A 16665-nucleotide genomic window follows, 5' to 3' on the forward strand; every position below is an offset into this window, starting at 1 on the left:
CAATTCATCCCTTTAGCACGTTAAAGCTGAATAAAATGTTCGCGGTAGTAGGCCAGTTCCGCCACCGACTCACGAATGTCGTCCATCGCCTGGTGAGTGCCCTGCTTTTTAAAGCCCGGCAGAATTTCCGGCTTCCAGCGACGCGCCAGCTCTTTCAGGGTGCTGACATCCAGATAGCGATAGTGGAAGTAGGATTCCAGCTCCGGCATGTATTTAAACAGGAAGCGACGATCCTGACCGATACTGTTGCCGCAAATTGGTGATTTGCCTTCAGGCACCCATTGCTTTAAGAATTCCAGCGTCGCCAGCTCCGCTTCACGGTCGCCCATGGTGCTTGCCTTCACGCGTTCCACCAGGCCACTGCCGGTGTGGGTACGCACGTTCCAGTCATCCATCAGCGCCAGCTGCGCGTCAGATTGGTGAACGGCAATGGTCGGCCCTTCCGCCAGAATATTCAGCTGTGCATCGGTCACCAGCGTGGCGATTTCAATAATGCGATCGCGCTCGGGATCCAGACCTGTCATCTCCAGATCGATCCAAATGAGGTTGTTTTCATCTGCACTCATGCTATTTTCCACCCTTCTTGTCTAACCTGCCGCTGCGGGTTAACTAGTATTAATTAGCGTGTATCATAGAGGTTTTGCCCGATATGGGCGACCAGGAGTCAGCACGATTGAGTAAAAATAAACTCTCCAAAGGTCAGCAGCGCCGCGTTAAGGCGAACCACCAGCGCCGCCTCACAACTGCCGCGGAGAAGCCAGATTACGACGACAACCTGTTTGGCGAAGCCGCCGAAGGGGTAGTCATCAGCCGCTTTGGCATGCATGCCGACGTGGAATCCGCCGACGGTGAAACCCACCGCTGCAACATCCGCCGCACCATCCGTTCACTGGTCACCGGTGACCGCGTCGTATGGCGTCCGGGTAAAACCGCTGCCGAAGGGGTGAACGTTAAAGGTATCGTTGAAGCGGTGCACGAGCGCACCTCGGTACTGACGCGCCCTGACTTTTACGACGGCGTGAAGCCCATTGCCGCCAACATCGATCAGATAGTCATTGTTTCTGCCATTTTGCCCGAGCTGTCGCTGAATATTATCGACCGTTATCTCGTCGCCTGCGAAACATTGAGCGTTGAGCCGCTGCTGGTACTGAACAAAATCGACCTGCTGGATGATGAAGGCATGGCGTTCGTCAACGAGCAGATGGATATCTACCGCAACATTGGCTACACCGTTCTGATGGCATCCAGCCACACCCAGGACGGCTTAAAGCCGCTGGAAGCCGCGCTGACCAACCGCATCAGCATCTTTGCCGGGCAGTCTGGCGTCGGTAAATCCAGCCTGTTGAACGCCCTGTTGGGGCTTAACGACGACCGTATTCTGACCAACGACGTTTCCGATGTCTCTGGTCTCGGCCAGCACACCACCACCGCTGCGCGTCTGTACCACTTCCCGCACGGCGGCGATGTGATCGACTCACCGGGGGTGCGTGAATTTGGCCTGTGGCATCTTGAGCCGGAACAAATTACCAATGGTTTTGTCGAATTCCACGACTACCTTGGGCACTGTAAGTATCGCGACTGTAAACATGATACTGACCCAGGCTGTGCTATCCGCGCAGCCGTAGAGGAAGGGAAGATTGCCGAGACCCGTTTCGAAAATTATCACCGCATTCTGGAAACCATGGCGCAGGTAAAAACGCGTAAAAACTTTTCAGACATAGATAATTGAGAACTATGATTTTGCCGACTGACATTTTCGTCAACAGTCGCTAGAATCGGCCGCTTTTCTTTTTAAGATCCGACGCCCGTCGTCGGATCAGGATCGACACATAATGGCCTGGAGGCTACCTTGTTAAACTCGTTTAAACTTTCACTGCAATACATTCTGCCTAAACTGTGGCTTACGCGTCTCGCAGGCTGGGGTGCGAGCAAACGAGCGGGATGGCTGACTAAACTGGTTATCGATCTGTTCGTGAAGTTCTACAAGGTCGATATGAAAGAAGCGCAGAAGCCGGATACCGCCAGCTACCGTACTTTCAACGATTTCTTCGTTCGTCCGCTGCGTGAAGATGCCCGCCCGATGAACACCGACCCAAGCGTACTGGTGATGCCGGCCGACGGCGTGATTAGCCAGCTTGGCGCGATTGAAGACGACAAAATTCTGCAGGCCAAAGGCCATAACTACTCGCTGGAAGCGCTGCTTGCGGGTAACTACATCATGGCTGACCTGTTCCGTAACGGCAGCTTCGCGACCACCTACCTGTCGCCGCGCGACTACCACCGCGTGCATATGCCATGCAACGGTATCCTGCGTGAAATGATTTACGTGCCGGGCGATCTCTTCTCCGTGAACCACCTGACCGCGCAGAACGTCCCGAATCTGTTTGCCCGTAACGAACGCGTTATCTGCCTGTTCGATACTGAATTTGGCCCAATGGCGCAGATTCTGGTCGGTGCGACTATCGTGGGTAGCATCGAAACCGTCTGGGCAGGTACTGTGACGCCACCGCGTGAAGGCGTGATTAAACGCTGGACCTACCCGGCGGGCGATCAGGAAGGTTCCGTAGCGCTGCTGAAAGGCCAGGAAATGGGCCGCTTCAAGCTGGGCTCGACGGTTATCAACCTGTTTGCGCCGGGTAAAGTCACACTGATGGAACAGCTGAAAAATCTGTCCGTCACTAAGCTTGGCGAGCCGCTGGCTATCTCCACCGAAGCGGTGGTTGAAGCTGAGGCCGCACCGGTTGTTGAACCTGTCGTTGAGCCCGTTGTTACCCCTGCGGCCGAAGCAGTAGTCGAGCCGGTTGTTGAACCCGTTACTGAACCTACGGTTGAACCGGTTACAGAGCAGGATGTCGCCCCGAAGGCAGACAACGCGCAAGAAAAAAGCTAATCACACAATAAGGGTCTGACGTGCGCCTGATTATCACTTTACTGATGGCCTGGTGCCTCAGCCAGGGGGCGTACGCAGCGACGGCCCCCAACGCTCGACAAATCGCCCAGGAACTGGAACAGGCAAAGGCGGCAAAGCCTGCCCAGCCTGAAACCGTCGAGGCGTTACAAAATGCCCTGACCGCGCTCGAGGAGCAGAAAAGCTCTCTTGAGCGCGCTGCGCAGTACCAGCAGGTTATCGACAACTTCCCCAAACTCTCCCAGACGCTACGTAATCAGCTCAACAACCTGCGCGACGATCCGCGTCAGGTGCCGGAAGGCATGAGTACCGATGCGCTGAATCAGGAGATTTTGCAGGTCAGCAGTCAACTGCTGGAAAAAAGCCGCCTTGCCCAACAGGAGCAGGAGCGCGCCCGCGATATCGCCGACTCTCTGAACCAGCTTCCCCAACAGCAGACCGACGCGCGCCGCCAGCTCAACGATGTAGAACGTCGCATCGGGACGCAGGCCGGTAATACGCCGCTGGCACAGGCACAAAGCCTCAACCTGCAGGCTGATTCCAGCAAGCTAAAAGCGCTGGTCGATGAACTCGAACTGGCGCAACTCTCCGCCAATAACCGCCAGGAGCTGGCGCGAATGCGCTCGGAGCTGGCACAGAAGCAAAGTGAGCAGTTGGATGCCTATCTGCAAGCGCTGCGCAACCAGCTTAACAGCCAGCGTCAGCGCGAAGCCGAACGGGCGCTGGAAAGCACCGAACTGCTGGCGGAAAACAGCGAAAACCTGCCGACGGGTATCGTTGACCAGTTCAAAATTAACCGCGAGCTTTCTCAGGCGCTGAACCAGCAGGCCCAGCGTATGGATCTGGTGGCTTCACAACAGCGCCAGGCCGCCAATCAGACGCTGCAGGTGCGTCAGGCCCTGAACACGCTGCGCGAGCAGTCGCAGTGGCTGGGCTCGTCTAACCTGCTCGGTGAAGCCCTACGCGCACAGGTCGCCCGTCTGCCAGAAATGCCAAAACCGCAGCAGCTTGATACCGAAATGGCCCAGCTGCGCGTGCATCGTCTGCGCTATGAAGATTTGCTGAACAAGCAGCCGCAGCTGCGCCAGATTCGTCAGGCCGACGGCCAACCGTTGACCAGCGAAGAGAACCGCATTCTTGAAGCCCAACTGCGCACCCAGCGCGAATTACTCAACTCCCTGCTACAGGGTGGCGACACGCTGATCCTCGAACTGACCAAGCTGAAAGTCTCCAACAGCCAGCTGGAAGACGCGCTGAAAGAGGTCAACGAAGCGACCCATCGCTATCTGTTCTGGACTTCCGACGTGCGGCCTATCGATTTCAGTTGGCCGATTGAAATCGCGCAGGACCTGCGCCGCCTGATCTCGCTCGATACCTTTAGCCAGCTCGGCAAAGCCAGCATGATGATGCTCACCAGCCGCCAGACGCTGTTCCCGCTGTTTGGCGCCCTGCTGCTGGTTGGCTTCAGCATCAGCTCGCGTAAACACTTCACCCGTTTTCTGGAACGTTCCAGCGCCCGTGTGGGCAAAGTTACCCAGGACCACTTCTGGCTGACCATGCGCACGGTCTTCTGGTCGATTCTGGTGGCCTCGCCGCTGCCGGTACTATGGGCAACGCTTGGCTATGGTTTGCAGGAGGCATGGCCCTTCCCGCTCGCGGTGGCCGTCGGCGATGGTGTCACCGCCACCGTACCGCTGCTATGGGTGGTGATGATCTGCGCGGCGTTTGCCCGCACCAACGGCCTGTTTATCGTCCACTTTGGTTGGCCGCAGCACCGCGTGGCCCGCGCCATGCGCTACTACCTGATGAGCATCGGGCTTATCGTGCCGCTGATTATGGCGCTGATCATGTTCGATAATCTCAACGATCGTGAGTTCTCCGCGTCGCTTGGCAGGCTCTGCTTTATCCTGATCTGCGGCGCGCTGGCGATGGTAACGTTGAGCCTGAAACGCGCCGGGATCCCGCTGTATCTCGATAAAAGCGGCAGTGGTGAAAACCGGGTTAACCTGCTGCTGTGGAACCTGATGATTGGCGCGCCGCTGCTGGCGATTTTCACCGCAGCGGTGGGCTACCTTGCCACCTCGCAGGCGCTGCTGGCGCGTCTGGAAACCTCAGTCGCTATCTGGTTCTTGCTGCTGGTGATTTACCACGTCATCCGCCGCTGGATGCTGATTCAGCGCCGTCGTCTGGCCTTTGACCGCGCCAAACACAAGCGCGCGGAAATGCTGGCGCACCGCGCCCGTGGCGAAGAAGAAGCGCACGCCACCAGTCTGGAAGGGTCGGCCGAGCAGGAGGTGAGCGAAGTCAACCTCGATACCATCAGCGAGCAGTCGCTGCGCCTGGTGCGTTCGATTCTGATGCTGATTGCACTGGTGTCGGTGATTATCCTGTGGTCGGAAATCCACTCGGCGTTTGGCTTCCTCGAAAACATTTCGCTGTGGGACGTCACCTCAACGGTACAAGGCGTTGAAAGCATCGAGCCGATTACCCTCGGTGCCGTGTTGATCGCGATTCTGGTGCTGATCATCACCACTCAACTGGTACGTAACCTTCCCGCGCTGCTGGAACTGGCTATTCTGCAACACCTGGATTTAACGCCGGGTACCGGCTATGCCATTACCACCATCACCAAATATCTACTGCTGTTGATAGGCGGGCTGGTTGGATTCTCGATGATTGGTATTGAATGGTCGAAGCTACAGTGGCTAGTCGCCGCGCTCGGTGTCGGTCTCGGCTTTGGTTTGCAGGAGATTTTCGCCAACTTCATCTCCGGCCTGATTATTCTGTTTGAGAAGCCGATCCGTATTGGCGATACCGTCACCATTCGAGACCTGACCGGCAGCGTGACCAAAATCAACACCCGCGCCACCACCATCAGCGACTGGGACCGCAAAGAGATTATCGTGCCGAACAAGGCGTTTATCACCGAGCAGTTCATCAACTGGTCGCTGTCGGATTCGGTTACGCGCGTGGTGTTAAGTATTCCCGCGCCGTCGGACGCCAACAGTGAAGAGGTGGCGCAAATCCTGCTGACCGCTGCCCACCGCTGTTCGTTGGTGATTGATAACCCGGCACCGGAAGCGTTTCTTGTGGATTTACAGCAGGGGATTCAGATTTTCGAGCTGCGCATCTACGCCGCCGAGATGGGTCACCGTATGCCGCTGCGTCACGAGCTGCACCAGCTGATTCTGGCCGGGTTCCGCCAGCACGGTATCGATATGCCGTTCCCACCGTTCCAGATGCGTCTGGAGACCCTGGATGGCCGGAAAACGGGAAGAACGCTGACCTCCGCAGGCAAACGTCAGCCAGGAAGTCTGTAATACATGGGTAGCCCGGATGAGGTGCGTAAGCACCGACTCCGGGGAAATCCTGGCGTCACTACGTTCGGCCGGGCTACCACTGATTTACTCTGCCACCAGAACCGGCTGACGGTTAATACGGCGATGATAGTTCTCATAAATCGCCATCGCCAGCAGCGAGAAGAAGATTGGCCCACCGACCATCCACAGCGCGCTACTCCAGTCCCCTGCTTCAATCACCGGCTGAATAATGGTGAAGATGTTCGCGAAGGTCACGATCAGCACCACCACGCTGGTTGCCAGCAGGGTTGAGCCTTTGTTTTTGAAAATCACAAACGGACGTTCGAGATCCATTTTGGCCTTAAAGAACGGGAAGGCCAGCGCCAGGAACAGGTACGGCAGGGTCATCGACACGTTCGCCATCAGCGTCAGTTTGTTATAGAACGCCGACGCGGTATCACCACCAAACGACACCAGCAGAATAAACGCGCTGACCAGCAGGCACTGCATCCACATCGCGGTGGACGGCATACCGTTGGCGTTCAGGCGAGTCATCGACGCTGGCCACAGCGCTTTTGGCGTACCCTGAATAATCGCCTTCAGCGGCGAGTAACTCAGGGTGAAGAATGCCCCGGTGTAGGCGAGGAACATCGACAGACCGGTGATGCGCGCAAACCACACGCCCACGGTTGCTGCCACGTCCGGCGACAGGTGCATGGCGTTACCAAGCGTTGAGCCCAGGCTAGTCATCAGCACGTAGGTAATGTTGCCGAGGTTCACCGAACGGTCGCTCAGAATCTGCTGCCAGTTGGTGCTCACCCCCCACAGGAAGATCGCCAGCGAATAACCGATAGAAATAACAATCGCCGCAAAAACAATTCCTTTGGCGAAGTTCTTTTCCGGTTTCTCGGTTTTATCCACCAGACCGCCAACGGCTTCAATACCGCCGTAAGCAAAAATAGCGAATACCACAAACGATAATACCGCCAGACCGGATTGATAACCGGGGTTAGGCGAGGCGGTGAAATTAAGTGGCTGGGCGAAGTGGCCGCCATTTAATAACAAAATGGCAATACTCACTAACAATAAAACTAAATTCAGACACATTACGGAAATACCGCCAACGGCAGTAATGCGGGCAATCTTATTAATACCTTTCGATGCTACCGTCGTCACCAGCACCATCCAGAGCACCGCCAGCAGACCAACAACCTGCGTCGATTGCAGCCCCGCCACGCTCCAGTGCTGCGTCATGTCTGCGCCGAACACGAAGGTAGAGAACGGCACCCACACCTTGGCAGAGGTACTGACCATCCAGACAACGTAGGATGAGAACCACATAAAGGTGCCAATAAACGCATAGCGTGGGCCAACGCTGTTATTCATCCAGGAATAGATCCCGCCCTCTTCTTTACGATAGGCCGAGCCCATTTCCGCCATCATTAAGGCGAAGGGGATAAAGAATAAAAGCGCGGAAAATATATACCAGGTAATTGCGCTATAGCCCATCAGATAAAAGGCGGAGGGGCTATTAGCAAAGCCAAAGACTGACGTAAATATCATAAGGATGAGTCCTATCAGGCTCATCTTTTTAATTGATTGGGTCATGTGACCATCCCTTATTTTGGATCATTTTTTTTACACATCGACAGGGCACCGCGCTGCATGCTTGCGAAAACAAGGCAACGGAAAATCGACGCGAGAAATTGCTGGCTGGATGATAGCAAATAACCAGACTAATCTTGTGACCTTAAGAGGGAATTTGAAAATATATCACTAAGAATGGCGCAAAAAGCGCCATTTTATCTTTCAGGAGAGCGAGTTATGCGCGATCGACGCTAAAGGCCAGCACCTCAGCCAGCGTTTCCGTCCCCAGCGCCAGCATGATCAGGCGATCAACGCCCAGCGCCACGCCGGAGCAGTCCGGCAGGCCAGCGGCCAACGCGTCCAGCAGGTTTTGATCGATAGGCTGCTGCGGCAGGCCGCGCGCCGCGCGCTTACGGTTATCCTGCTCAAAGCGCTGCTGCTGTTCACGAGCATCGGTCAGCTCGTGGAAACCATTCGCCAGCTCAATACCCTTGAAGTAAACCTCAAAGCGTTCGGCCACGCGGTGGTCTTCAGCGCTAATCTGCGCCAACGATGCCTGGCTTGCCGGGAAGTGATAAACGAAGGCTGGGCGGTCTTTACCAATGTGCGGCTCTACGCCGAAGGCAAACAACAGCTGCAGCAGCGTGTCGCGGTCTTCTTCGGTATCAGCCACATTGCTCAGGTCGAGCTTCGCCGCCGCTTCGCGCAGCTGCGTTTTGTCGGCAGACAGCGGGTCAATCTCCAGATGGCGCTGGAATGCCTGCTGATAGGAGAGGCTTTCTGCCGGCTGGGTTTCCAGCACCTGCTGCAGCAGATCGTCCACTTCGTTGATCAGGCGATACATATCAAAGTGCGGACGATACCACTCCAGCATGGTGAATTCCGGGTTATGGTGGCGCCCCATCTCTTCGTTGCGGAAGCTACGGCAAAGCTGGAACACCGGGCCACACCCCGCCGCCAGCAGGCGCTTCATGTGGTATTCCGGGCTGGTCATCAGATACAGGTTCATCCCCTGGGAATGGCCTGGGCCAACAAAGCGAGTCTCAAACGGAACCAGATGAATGTCAGTTACCGTTGCCTGGCTCATACAAGGCGTCTCCACCTCCAGTACTCCACGGTCGGCAAAGAAACGGCGGATTTCCGCCATCAGTGCCGCACGCTTTAACAGGTTAGGGATGGATGCGCTCGGCTGCCAGGTTGCCGTCTCGCTCATGTTTTTTTCTCCGATTTCAGACAAGGGCACGAAGTCTACCCGCAAGTGATACACGACACAAATATTGCTCAATCATTTCCCCTATGGCCGGGGGCAACATTTCCCTAATTAATTCCGCAATGTAATTCATCAGCTACAGTGATAAATAGCCGCACATAACGACAAAAAAATCGAACACATCAAATTTCCCCCACAACCCTACGGGTATACTGCTTTACCCATAAAGGAGCAGTGGAAACGTTTTTGCGCAGGCCACGTGATATCCCCCAACGCAGCCTGTTGTGAAATAACAAAAATCTGGAGGAATGTCGTGCAAACCTTTCAAGCCGATCTAGCCATTATTGGCGCAGGCGGGGCCGGGCTACGTGCTGCTATCGCAGCCGCTCAGGCCAACCCAAAAGCCAAAATCGCGTTGATCTCAAAAGTTTATCCTATGCGCAGCCACACGGTGGCCGCTGAAGGTGGCTCCGCCGCCGTCGCACAGGACCATGATAGCTTCGAATACCATTTTCACGACACCGTCGCCGGTGGCGACTGGCTTTGCGAGCAGGATGTCGTCGATTACTTCGTCCATCATTGCCCAACCGAAATGACCCAGCTCGAACAGTGGGGCTGCCCGTGGAGTCGTCGTCCTGACGGCAGCGTCAACGTTCGCCGCTTCGGCGGAATGAAGATTGAACGCACCTGGTTTGCCGCCGATAAGACCGGCTTCCATATGCTGCATACCCTGTTCCAGACCTCCCTTCAGTTCCCGCAAATCCAACGCTTTGATGAGCACTTCGTCCTCGATATTCTGGTCGATGATGGTCAGGCTCGCGGCCTGGTGGCGATGAACATGATGGAAGGCACGATGGTGCAAATTCGCGCCAACGCGGTGGTGATGGCCACCGGCGGCGCAGGCCGCGTCTATCGCTACAACACCAACGGCGGCATCGTCACCGGTGATGGCATGGGCATGGCGCTGGGCCACGGCGTTCCGCTGCGCGACATGGAGTTCGTCCAGTATCACCCGACCGGCCTGCCGGGCTCGGGCATCCTGATGACCGAAGGCTGCCGCGGTGAAGGCGGTATTCTGGTCAACAAAAATGGCTATCGCTACCTGCAGGATTACGGCATGGGCCCGGAAACCCCGCTGGGCGAGCCGAAAAACAAATATATGGAGCTGGGTCCACGCGACAAAGTCTCCCAGGCCTTCTGGCATGAATGGCGCAAAGGCAACACCGTGCCTACGCCGCGCGGCGACGTGGTCTACCTCGACCTGCGTCACCTTGGCGAGAAAAAGCTGCTGGAGCGTCTGCCGTTCATCTGCGAACTGGCAAAAGCCTACGTTGGCGTCGACCCGGTGAAAGAGCCGATTCCGGTTCGCCCAACCGCGCATTACACCATGGGCGGCATCGAAACCGACCAGCAGTGTGAAACCCGCATTAAAGGGCTGTTTGCCGTCGGCGAATGTTCTTCCGTCGGCCTGCACGGCGCCAACCGTCTGGGCTCCAACTCGCTGGCAGAACTGGTGGTCTTTGGCCGCATGGCCGGTGAGCAGGCGATGGCCCGTGCGGCAACCGCCGGTGAAGCCAACGGCAGCGCGCTGGACGCGCAGGTCAGCGACATCGAAAACCGCCTGAAAGCGCTGGTGAATCAGGAAGGCAGCGAAAGCTGGTCGAAGATCCGCGACGAGATGGGCCTGTCGATGGAAGAAGGCTGCGGCATTTACCGTACGCCGGAGCTGATGCAGAAAACCATCGATAAGCTGGCGGAACTGCAGGAGCGCTTCAAGCGCGTCCGCATTACCGATACCTCAAGCGTCTTCAACACCGACCTGCTCTATACCATCGAGCTGGGCCATGGTCTGAACGTGGCTGAATGTATGGCGCACTCCGCCATGGCGCGTAAAGAGTCTCGCGGCGCACACCAGCGTCTGGACGAAGGCTGTACCGAACGTGACGATGTCAACTTCCTCAAGCATACCCTCGCCTTCCGCGACGCCGACGGCACCACGCGCCTCGACTACAGCGATGTGAAGATAACGACCCTGCCACCGGCAAAACGCGTCTATGGCGCCGAAGCCGAAGCGGCCGAGAAGAAGGAGACGGCGAATGGCTGAGATGCAGAATTTAAAAATTGAGATTGTGCGCTACAACCCGGAAGTGGACAGCGCACCGCACAGCGCCTTCTATGAGGTGCCTTACGATGAGCAGACTTCACTGCTGGATGCCCTGGGCTACATCAAAGATAACCTCGCGCCGGACCTGAGCTACCGCTGGTCCTGCCGTATGGCTATCTGTGGTTCTTGCGGCATGATGGTCAACAAGGTGCCGAAGCTCGCCTGTAAAACCTTCCTGCGTGAATACACCAAAGGCATCAAGGTTGAGGCGCTGGCAAACTTCCCTATCGAGCGCGATCTGGTGGTCGATATGACCCACTTTATCGAGAGCCTGGAAGCGACTAAGCCGTACATCATCGGCAACCCGCGCACACCGGATCAAGGGCCAAACACCCAAACCCCGGCGCAGATGGCGAAGTACCACCAGTTCTCCGGCTGCATCAACTGCGGCCTGTGCTATGCCGCCTGCCCGCAGTTTGGCCTGAACCCAGAGTTCATCGGCCCGGCGGCGATTACCCTGGCGCATCGCTACAACGAAGACAGCCGTGACCACGGTAAGAAAGAGCGCATGGCGCAGCTGAACGGCCAGAACGGCGTCTGGACCTGTACGTTTGTGGGCTACTGCTCCGAAGTGTGTCCGAAACACGTCGACCCAGCAGCCGCCATTCAGCAGGGCAAAGTGGAAAGCTCGAAAGACTTTCTTATCGCTACCCTGAAACCACGCTAAGGAGTGCATGATGACGACTAAACGCAAACCCTATGTACGGCCAATGCCGTCCACCTGGTGGAGAAAGCTGCCGTTTTATCGCTTCTATATGCTGCGTGAAGGGACGGCGGTGCCAACGGTATGGTTCAGCATCGTGCTGATTTACGGTCTGTTTGCGCTGAAGCACGGTGCAGAAAGCTGGGCGGGATACGTTGGTTTCCTGCAAAACCCGGTGGTGGTGGTGCTGAACCTGATTACCCTGGCCGCCGCGCTGCTGCATACCAAAACCTGGTTTGAGCTGGCGCCAAAGGCTGCCAACATCATCGTTAAAAGCGAAAAAATGGGGCCAGAGCCGATTATCAAAGGGCTTTGGGTGGTTACCGCGCTAGTCAGCGTGGTGATTCTGTTTGTCGCGCTGTTCTGGTAAGGAGACTGGTATGATTAACCCGAACCCAAAACGTTCCGATGAACCGGTATTCTGGGGTCTGTTTGGCGCAGGCGGCATGTGGGGCGCGATTATTGCACCGGTCATCGTGCTGCTGGTTGGCGTACTGCTGCCGTTAGGCCTGGCACCGGCCGATGCTTTCAGCTACGAACGCGTGCTGGGCTTTGCCCACAGCCTGATTGGCCGCGCATTTATCTTCCTGATGATCGTTCTGCCGCTGTGGTGTGGTCTGCACCGTATTCACCATGCGATGCATGATCTGAAGATCCACGTCCCGAACGGGAAATGGGTGTTCTACGGTCTGGCAGCGATTCTGACGGTGGTCACACTGGTCGGCGTGCTGTTTATTTAACGCCGTGCCGCTTCCCGGCGGCGCTACGCCTGGCCGGGCTACGACATCACACGTAGCCCGGCCGAGGCTATTAATGCGCGCTCATCTTTAAGCCAATAATTCCCATCACAATCAGCGCCAGGCTGGCGATGCGCATCGGGCTTGCTGACTCACCCAGCAGCAGAATGCCGGTAATCGCCGCGCCAACCGCGCCAATCCCCGTCCATACCGCATAGGCCGTTCCTACCGGCAGACTTTTCATCGCCCACGACAGCAGCGCCATGCTGGCAATCATCGCCACAATGGTAATTACGCTCGGCACCAGGCGGCTAAAACCATGAGTGTATTTCAGGCCGACAGCCCAGACGACTTCGAGCAGGCCAGCAATAAAGAGAATTAACCAGGACATTTCAGGCTCCATAACGATGGGGCCGTCCCCGGTTGAGATACGCTTACGGGTCGTCCCGCAAGGTGTTGGAAAGTATAACGGGGGGATTATAGGCGTTGAAAAACGACGGTACAACCGTGCGTCGTACCGTCAGATTCGATTTATTGCTGCGCCTTGGTTGCGGCCCCAGAAATAGCGCTACCACCGTCGGAAATATCCTCGCCGAGTCCTCGCGTGGTGTTACAGGCCGTGAGCACAGAGGAGAGAACCAGAACCGTAAAAAATGCTGCGATCGCTTTTTTCACCATAATGTCATCCTTAAGAGCCAGTTATCGTTATCTTGCTTCATAAGCATAGACAACTTCACTCAGGATGTTGGATGTCAGCGTTTTTTTTCGGAAGAAGACGAAGCGGGAAAAGCAGAAGATTGGATCAAGCGTGGAAAAAGGCTGGCGCAGCATCACTGCTGCGCCGGGCGATCAATGCATGAATTACTTCACGCGAGATACGTATTCGCCGGAGCGGGTATCCACTTTGATCACTTCGCCAATCTGGACGAACAGTGGAACTTTAACCACTGCGCCAGTGGACAGGGTAGCTGGTTTGCCGCCAGTACCTGCGGTATCGCCTTTCAGACCTGGATCGGTTTCAATGATTTCCAGTTCAACGAAGTTCGGCGGAGTCACGGAGATAGGCTGACCGTTCCACAGGGTCACGATGCATTCAGCCTGATCCAGCAGCCATTTCGCGTTTTCGCCAACGGCTTTCTCATCGGCAGCCAGCTGCTCGAAGGTTTCGTTGTTCATGAAGTGCCAGAATTCACCGTCGGTGTACAGGAAGGTGAGGTTCATGTCGGCAACGTCTGCGCCTTCAGCGGAGTCGGTAGACTTGAAGGTTTTCTCTACGCGAGTACCGGTCAGCAGGCGGCGCAGCTTAACGCGTGCGAATGCCTGACCTTTACCCGGCTTAACGAATTCACTGGCTTCAACCGCGTACGGTTCGCCGTCCATCATGATTTTAAGACCAGCACGAAAATCGTTGCTATAGTAAGTCGCCATAAGGCCCTCTGAAATTGTTAAATGGTAGCTAAGCCACAAAATGGCGCATATTGTAACCCTAAATACCCCATCCAGAGAAGATTGGTTGATGCAACTTGCCGATGTTCTCACCGATCCGGATGAACTATTACGTCTTCTGAATATAGACGCTGATGAAAATCTGCTCGCTGGCCGTGAGGCTAAGCGCCTGTTTGCCCTGCGCGTTCCGCGCGCATTTGTGGCGCGCATGGAGAAAGGCAACCCGAACGATCCGCTTTTACGTCAGGCACTTACCTCGCAGGAAGAGTTTATCGCCGCCCCTGGTTTTTCCACCGATCCGCTGGAAGAACAGCACAGCGTGGTGCCTGGCCTGCTGCATAAGTACCATAACCGTGCGTTATTGCTGGTAAAAGGCGGCTGCGCGGTAAATTGCCGTTATTGCTTCCGTCGTCACTTCCCGTACGCCGAGAACCAGGGCAATAAGCGGAACTGGCAGGCTGCGCTGGACTATGTCAGTGCGCATCCGGAACTCGACGAGATCATTTTCTCCGGCGGCGATCCGCTGATGGCAAAAGATCACGAACTGGACTGGCTACTCACCCAACTGGAAGCCATCCCGCACATCAAGCGCCTGCGTATTCATAGCCGCTTGCCGATCGTCATTCCGGCTCGCATTACCGACACGCTGGTTAGCCGCTTTGCGAATTCATCGCTGCAGATCCTGCTGGTTAACCATATCAACCACGCCAACGAGATTGACGATGCCTTCCGCCATGCCATGGGGCAACTGCGCCGCGTGGGCGTAACGCTGCTCAACCAGAGCGTGCTGCTGCGCGGCGTGAACGATAATGCACAAACCCTGGCCAATCTCAGCAATGCGCTGTTTGATGCTGGCGTGATGCCATATTACCTGCACGTGCTGGATAAAGTTCAGGGCGCGGCCCACTTCCTCGTCAGCGATGACGAAGCGCGCGAAATTATGCGCGAGCTGCTCACGCTTATCTCCGGTTATATGGTGCCGAAACTGGCGCGAGAAATTGGCGGCGAGCCAAGTAAAACGCCGCTGGATCTCCAGCTACGTCAGCGATAAATGAAATAAAGGGGCAGACTTCGGTCTGCCTGTTTTTTTGGACATCATAACGGTCTGTGTTATTTTAACGATTCATATCGCCATTAAAAATAAACCAAATCAATAAGTTAAATAAATACATTTAACTAAAAAATGGTTAAGGAGAACCGTTTGTCTATTTCCATCAAAGGCATTAACGCAGGCGTCATTCGTCAGGAAAATAATTTCATTGCGCTGGCCCTGAAAATTAAAGAGCCGCGTAAAAAAGAGTCGCTCTTTTTCCTGCCCGCTATCGCCCTGAAAGACCTGTTTATCGCCCTCGAATACCGCCTCGCGCAGCTTCCTCTGCTCAGCGTAGACGAGCGCAGCCGCTACGAAAAAGCGCGCGATAAAGCCGCGCAGAAAATGCACCAGAATATCCCGGCGCTTCAGCGTGAAGCGCTGGAGCATGCTGACGTCAATCTGCGCGTCAACGCCATCTCGCTCACCAACGATGACAATGAAAGCCAGACGTTCACCCTGACGCTGCACTCCGGTAAAAAGGTCGAGCTGGTTGTTGATCTGCTGCAAATCGAGCTGCTGGTGACCGTAATGGTCCATGCCATCAATAACGCGGGGATGAACGAACTGTCGCTGCGTATCTCTTCCATGCTGGATTTCCTGCCGCTGTACGACGTGGACTACAAGGCAGGCGGCAACCTGGAGTATGACTCCTACGACCATCCAGCCTGGAAACGAAACCTGTTCGTTCACCATCTGGCGGTTGTCTATCGTTATACCGATAGCGAAGGGAACACGCAGTTTAGCGGGACGGCGATCAAAACGCGCAGCAAGCCGGGCACCAAAGACGTCGAGGCTGTCACCCGTCGACTGTTAGATTGCAGCCCAAGGCTGCAGAAACTCGCGGGCTTACCGTGCCAGGTTTTTGTCAGAGCGCTCTCTTCTGACAAACGTAAAACCTTCACGGCGGATGCCTATATGCAGGCGCTGTATCAGCTACAGCAAAGCGTAGAAAAAAACGCAGAGAAAGCCTGAAGCACTACGCCCCCGGAATACTAGCGGGGGCGCTACGCATGAATCAGTTCGGGCACTTATAGACCTGGCCGTTCATTTCGCTGTCGGTCGGCACGAAGCTGGAGAGCATGCCTTGCGTTGGGCTGCTCACGCCATAAATCACGTTTCCGCCCATTTCAGCGGCATGGTTACGCAGCGCATTTGCCGCACCGCGCATAGAGCCGCCTTCCGCGCCCTGCTGCCCTGACAGCCAGTTACCCTGCGCCCCAGTCGCCGTACCCAGCAACTGACACTCCGCGCTCGGCTTCTCTTCTACAAAGCGCACGTTCTGGCCGCCAGAGGTCAGTTCCGTGGTTGAGCTACAGCCGGCCAGCAGCAGCGCCGCACCAACGATCCCTGCCAAATATTTTACCTGCATGTTATTCCCCATAATCAATGAGCTGGACGCAAGTCGTCCGTGTGTAAACCTTATACTAAAAAGATGACCAAAAGAGAATTCCCCGTGCGTTTTTACAACGGGCATGACAACTCCTTGATCCCTCCCATCTAAATGTATTCCGATAATCG

16 protein-coding genes are annotated in these 16665 nt (G+C 55.8%); 9 read left to right on the forward strand and 7 right to left on the reverse strand.

The genetic code is table 11. The features are described from left to right. Positions 1-20: 20 nt before the first annotated feature. Entirely contained in the window at positions 21-566 is a 546-nt protein-coding gene (gene orn / locus FHC49_RS09675; RefSeq protein ID WP_185669307.1) for an oligoribonuclease, read from the reverse strand. A 107-nt stretch (positions 567-673) separates the two neighbouring features. Here orn and rsgA point away from each other — a divergent pair, with 107 nt between their 5' ends. The 3 genes from rsgA (at position 674) to mscM (ending at position 6228) form a co-directional block, all read left to right on the forward strand. Then, a complete protein-coding gene (gene rsgA, locus FHC49_RS09680) occupies positions 674-1729 on the forward strand; it encodes a small ribosomal subunit biogenesis GTPase RsgA (RefSeq protein WP_185669306.1) in 1056 nt (351 codons plus the stop codon). Between the two features lie 120 nt (positions 1730-1849). Continuing rightward, positions 1850-2890, forward strand: coding sequence for an archaetidylserine decarboxylase (asd, locus tag FHC49_RS09685; RefSeq protein ID WP_255581294.1), 1041 nt, complete (start codon positions 1850-1852; stop codon positions 2888-2890). Positions 2891-2910: 20 nt separating this feature from the next. Beyond that, on the forward strand, positions 2911-6228 hold the full coding sequence (gene mscM / locus FHC49_RS09690) for a miniconductance mechanosensitive channel MscM (protein WP_220439650.1): 3318 nt from the start codon (positions 2911-2913) through the stop codon (positions 6226-6228). Between the two features lie 84 nt (positions 6229-6312). Here mscM and yjeM read toward each other — a convergent pair whose 3' ends face one another. Next, positions 6313-7815: a glutamate/gamma-aminobutyrate family transporter YjeM gene (yjeM, locus tag FHC49_RS09695; protein ID WP_185669304.1), complete on the reverse strand. Its 1503-nt coding sequence runs from the start codon at positions 7813-7815 to the stop codon at positions 6313-6315. A gap of 214 nt (positions 7816-8029) precedes the next feature. Further along, entirely contained in the window at positions 8030-9007 is a 978-nt protein-coding gene (gene epmA, locus FHC49_RS09700; RefSeq protein ID WP_220439651.1) for an elongation factor P--(R)-beta-lysine ligase, read from the reverse strand. Positions 9008-9317: 310 nt separating this feature from the next. On the opposite strand from epmA, the gene frdA reads away from it, so the two are divergent. Genes frdA through frdD form a run of 4 tightly spaced genes read left to right on the forward strand, consistent with a single transcriptional unit; the run spans position 9318 to position 12611 of the window. After that, entirely contained in the window at positions 9318-11108 is a 1791-nt protein-coding gene (gene frdA, locus FHC49_RS09705; protein WP_220439652.1) for a fumarate reductase (quinol) flavoprotein subunit, read from the forward strand. Continuing rightward, positions 11101-11835 (forward strand): succinate dehydrogenase/fumarate reductase iron-sulfur subunit, encoded by a 735-nt coding sequence (locus tag FHC49_RS09710; RefSeq protein WP_220439653.1) that lies wholly within the window; start codon positions 11101-11103, stop codon positions 11833-11835. Before frdA ends, FHC49_RS09710 begins: the two co-directional genes overlap by 8 nt. Before the next feature lie 10 nt (positions 11836-11845). Further along, positions 11846-12241, forward strand: coding sequence for a fumarate reductase subunit FrdC (gene frdC / locus FHC49_RS09715; protein WP_185669325.1), 396 nt, complete (start codon positions 11846-11848; stop codon positions 12239-12241). 10 nt (positions 12242-12251) lie between these two features. Continuing rightward, entirely contained in the window at positions 12252-12611 is a 360-nt protein-coding gene (gene frdD, locus FHC49_RS09720) for a fumarate reductase subunit FrdD (RefSeq protein ID WP_035894225.1), read from the forward strand. A gap of 70 nt (positions 12612-12681) precedes the next feature. Here the strand turns inward: frdD and sugE are convergent, their stop codons facing one another. From sugE to efp, 3 genes are all read right to left on the reverse strand, one after another. After that, entirely contained in the window at positions 12682-12999 is a 318-nt protein-coding gene (sugE, locus tag FHC49_RS09725) for a quaternary ammonium compound efflux SMR transporter SugE (protein WP_185669301.1), read from the reverse strand. 140 nt (positions 13000-13139) lie between these two features. After that, positions 13140-13286, reverse strand: a complete 147-nt coding sequence (gene ecnB, locus FHC49_RS09730; protein ID WP_185669300.1) for a lipoprotein toxin entericidin B — start codon at positions 13284-13286, stop codon at positions 13140-13142. A 183-nt stretch (positions 13287-13469) separates the two neighbouring features. Continuing rightward, positions 13470-14036, reverse strand: coding sequence for an elongation factor P (efp, locus tag FHC49_RS09735; RefSeq protein WP_185669299.1), 567 nt, complete (start codon positions 14034-14036; stop codon positions 13470-13472). A gap of 40 nt (positions 14037-14076) precedes the next feature. Here efp and epmB point away from each other — a divergent pair, with 40 nt between their 5' ends. Both epmB and yjeJ read left to right on the forward strand, forming a co-directional pair. Next, complete coding sequence (gene epmB / locus FHC49_RS09740) at positions 14077-15105, forward strand: EF-P beta-lysylation protein EpmB (protein ID WP_220439654.1); 1029 nt, start codon at positions 14077-14079, stop codon at positions 15103-15105. 150 nt (positions 15106-15255) lie between these two features. Further along, positions 15256-16119, forward strand: a complete 864-nt coding sequence (gene yjeJ, locus FHC49_RS09745; protein ID WP_220439655.1) for a YjeJ family protein — start codon at positions 15256-15258, stop codon at positions 16117-16119. Positions 16120-16162: 43 nt separating this feature from the next. On the opposite strand, the gene FHC49_RS09750 is transcribed toward yjeJ, so the two are convergent. After that, entirely contained in the window at positions 16163-16516 is a 354-nt protein-coding gene (locus tag FHC49_RS09750) for a DUF4156 domain-containing protein (RefSeq protein WP_185669296.1), read from the reverse strand. Positions 16517-16665 lie beyond the last annotated feature (149 nt).

This window comes from Kluyvera sp. EC_51 (genome assembly GCF_019584505.1).
Taxonomy (GTDB): Bacteria; Pseudomonadota; Gammaproteobacteria; order Enterobacterales; family Enterobacteriaceae; genus Kluyvera; species Kluyvera sichuanensis.

What these genes read in the sequence shown, in the direction of transcription:
- frdD (WP_035894225.1), top strand. Translation starts at nt 12,252, where the DNA reads ATGATTAACCCGAACCCAAAACGTTCCGATGAACCGGTATTCTGGGGT.
- sugE (WP_185669301.1), bottom strand. Translation starts at nt 12,999, where the DNA reads ATGTCCTGGTTAATTCTCTTTATTGCTGGCCTGCTCGAAGTCGTCTGG.
- FHC49_RS09750 (WP_185669296.1), bottom strand. Translation starts at nt 16,516, where the DNA reads ATGCAGGTAAAATATTTGGCAGGGATCGTTGGTGCGGCGCTGCTGCTG.
- yjeM (WP_185669304.1), bottom strand. Translation starts at nt 7,815, where the DNA reads ATGACCCAATCAATTAAAAAGATGAGCCTGATAGGACTCATCCTTATG.
- efp (WP_185669299.1), bottom strand. Translation starts at nt 14,036, where the DNA reads ATGGCGACTTACTATAGCAACGATTTTCGTGCTGGTCTTAAAATCATG.
- orn (WP_185669307.1), bottom strand. Translation starts at nt 566, where the DNA reads ATGAGTGCAGATGAAAACAACCTCATTTGGATCGATCTGGAGATGACA.
- frdC (WP_185669325.1), top strand. Translation starts at nt 11,846, where the DNA reads ATGACGACTAAACGCAAACCCTATGTACGGCCAATGCCGTCCACCTGG.
- epmA (WP_220439651.1), bottom strand. Translation starts at nt 9,007, where the DNA reads ATGAGCGAGACGGCAACCTGGCAGCCGAGCGCATCCATCCCTAACCTG.
- ecnB (WP_185669300.1), bottom strand. Translation starts at nt 13,286, where the DNA reads ATGGTGAAAAAAGCGATCGCAGCATTTTTTACGGTTCTGGTTCTCTCC.
- FHC49_RS09710 (WP_220439653.1), top strand. Translation starts at nt 11,101, where the DNA reads ATGGCTGAGATGCAGAATTTAAAAATTGAGATTGTGCGCTACAACCCG.
- epmB (WP_220439654.1), top strand. Translation starts at nt 14,077, where the DNA reads ATGGCGCATATTGTAACCCTAAATACCCCATCCAGAGAAGATTGGTTG.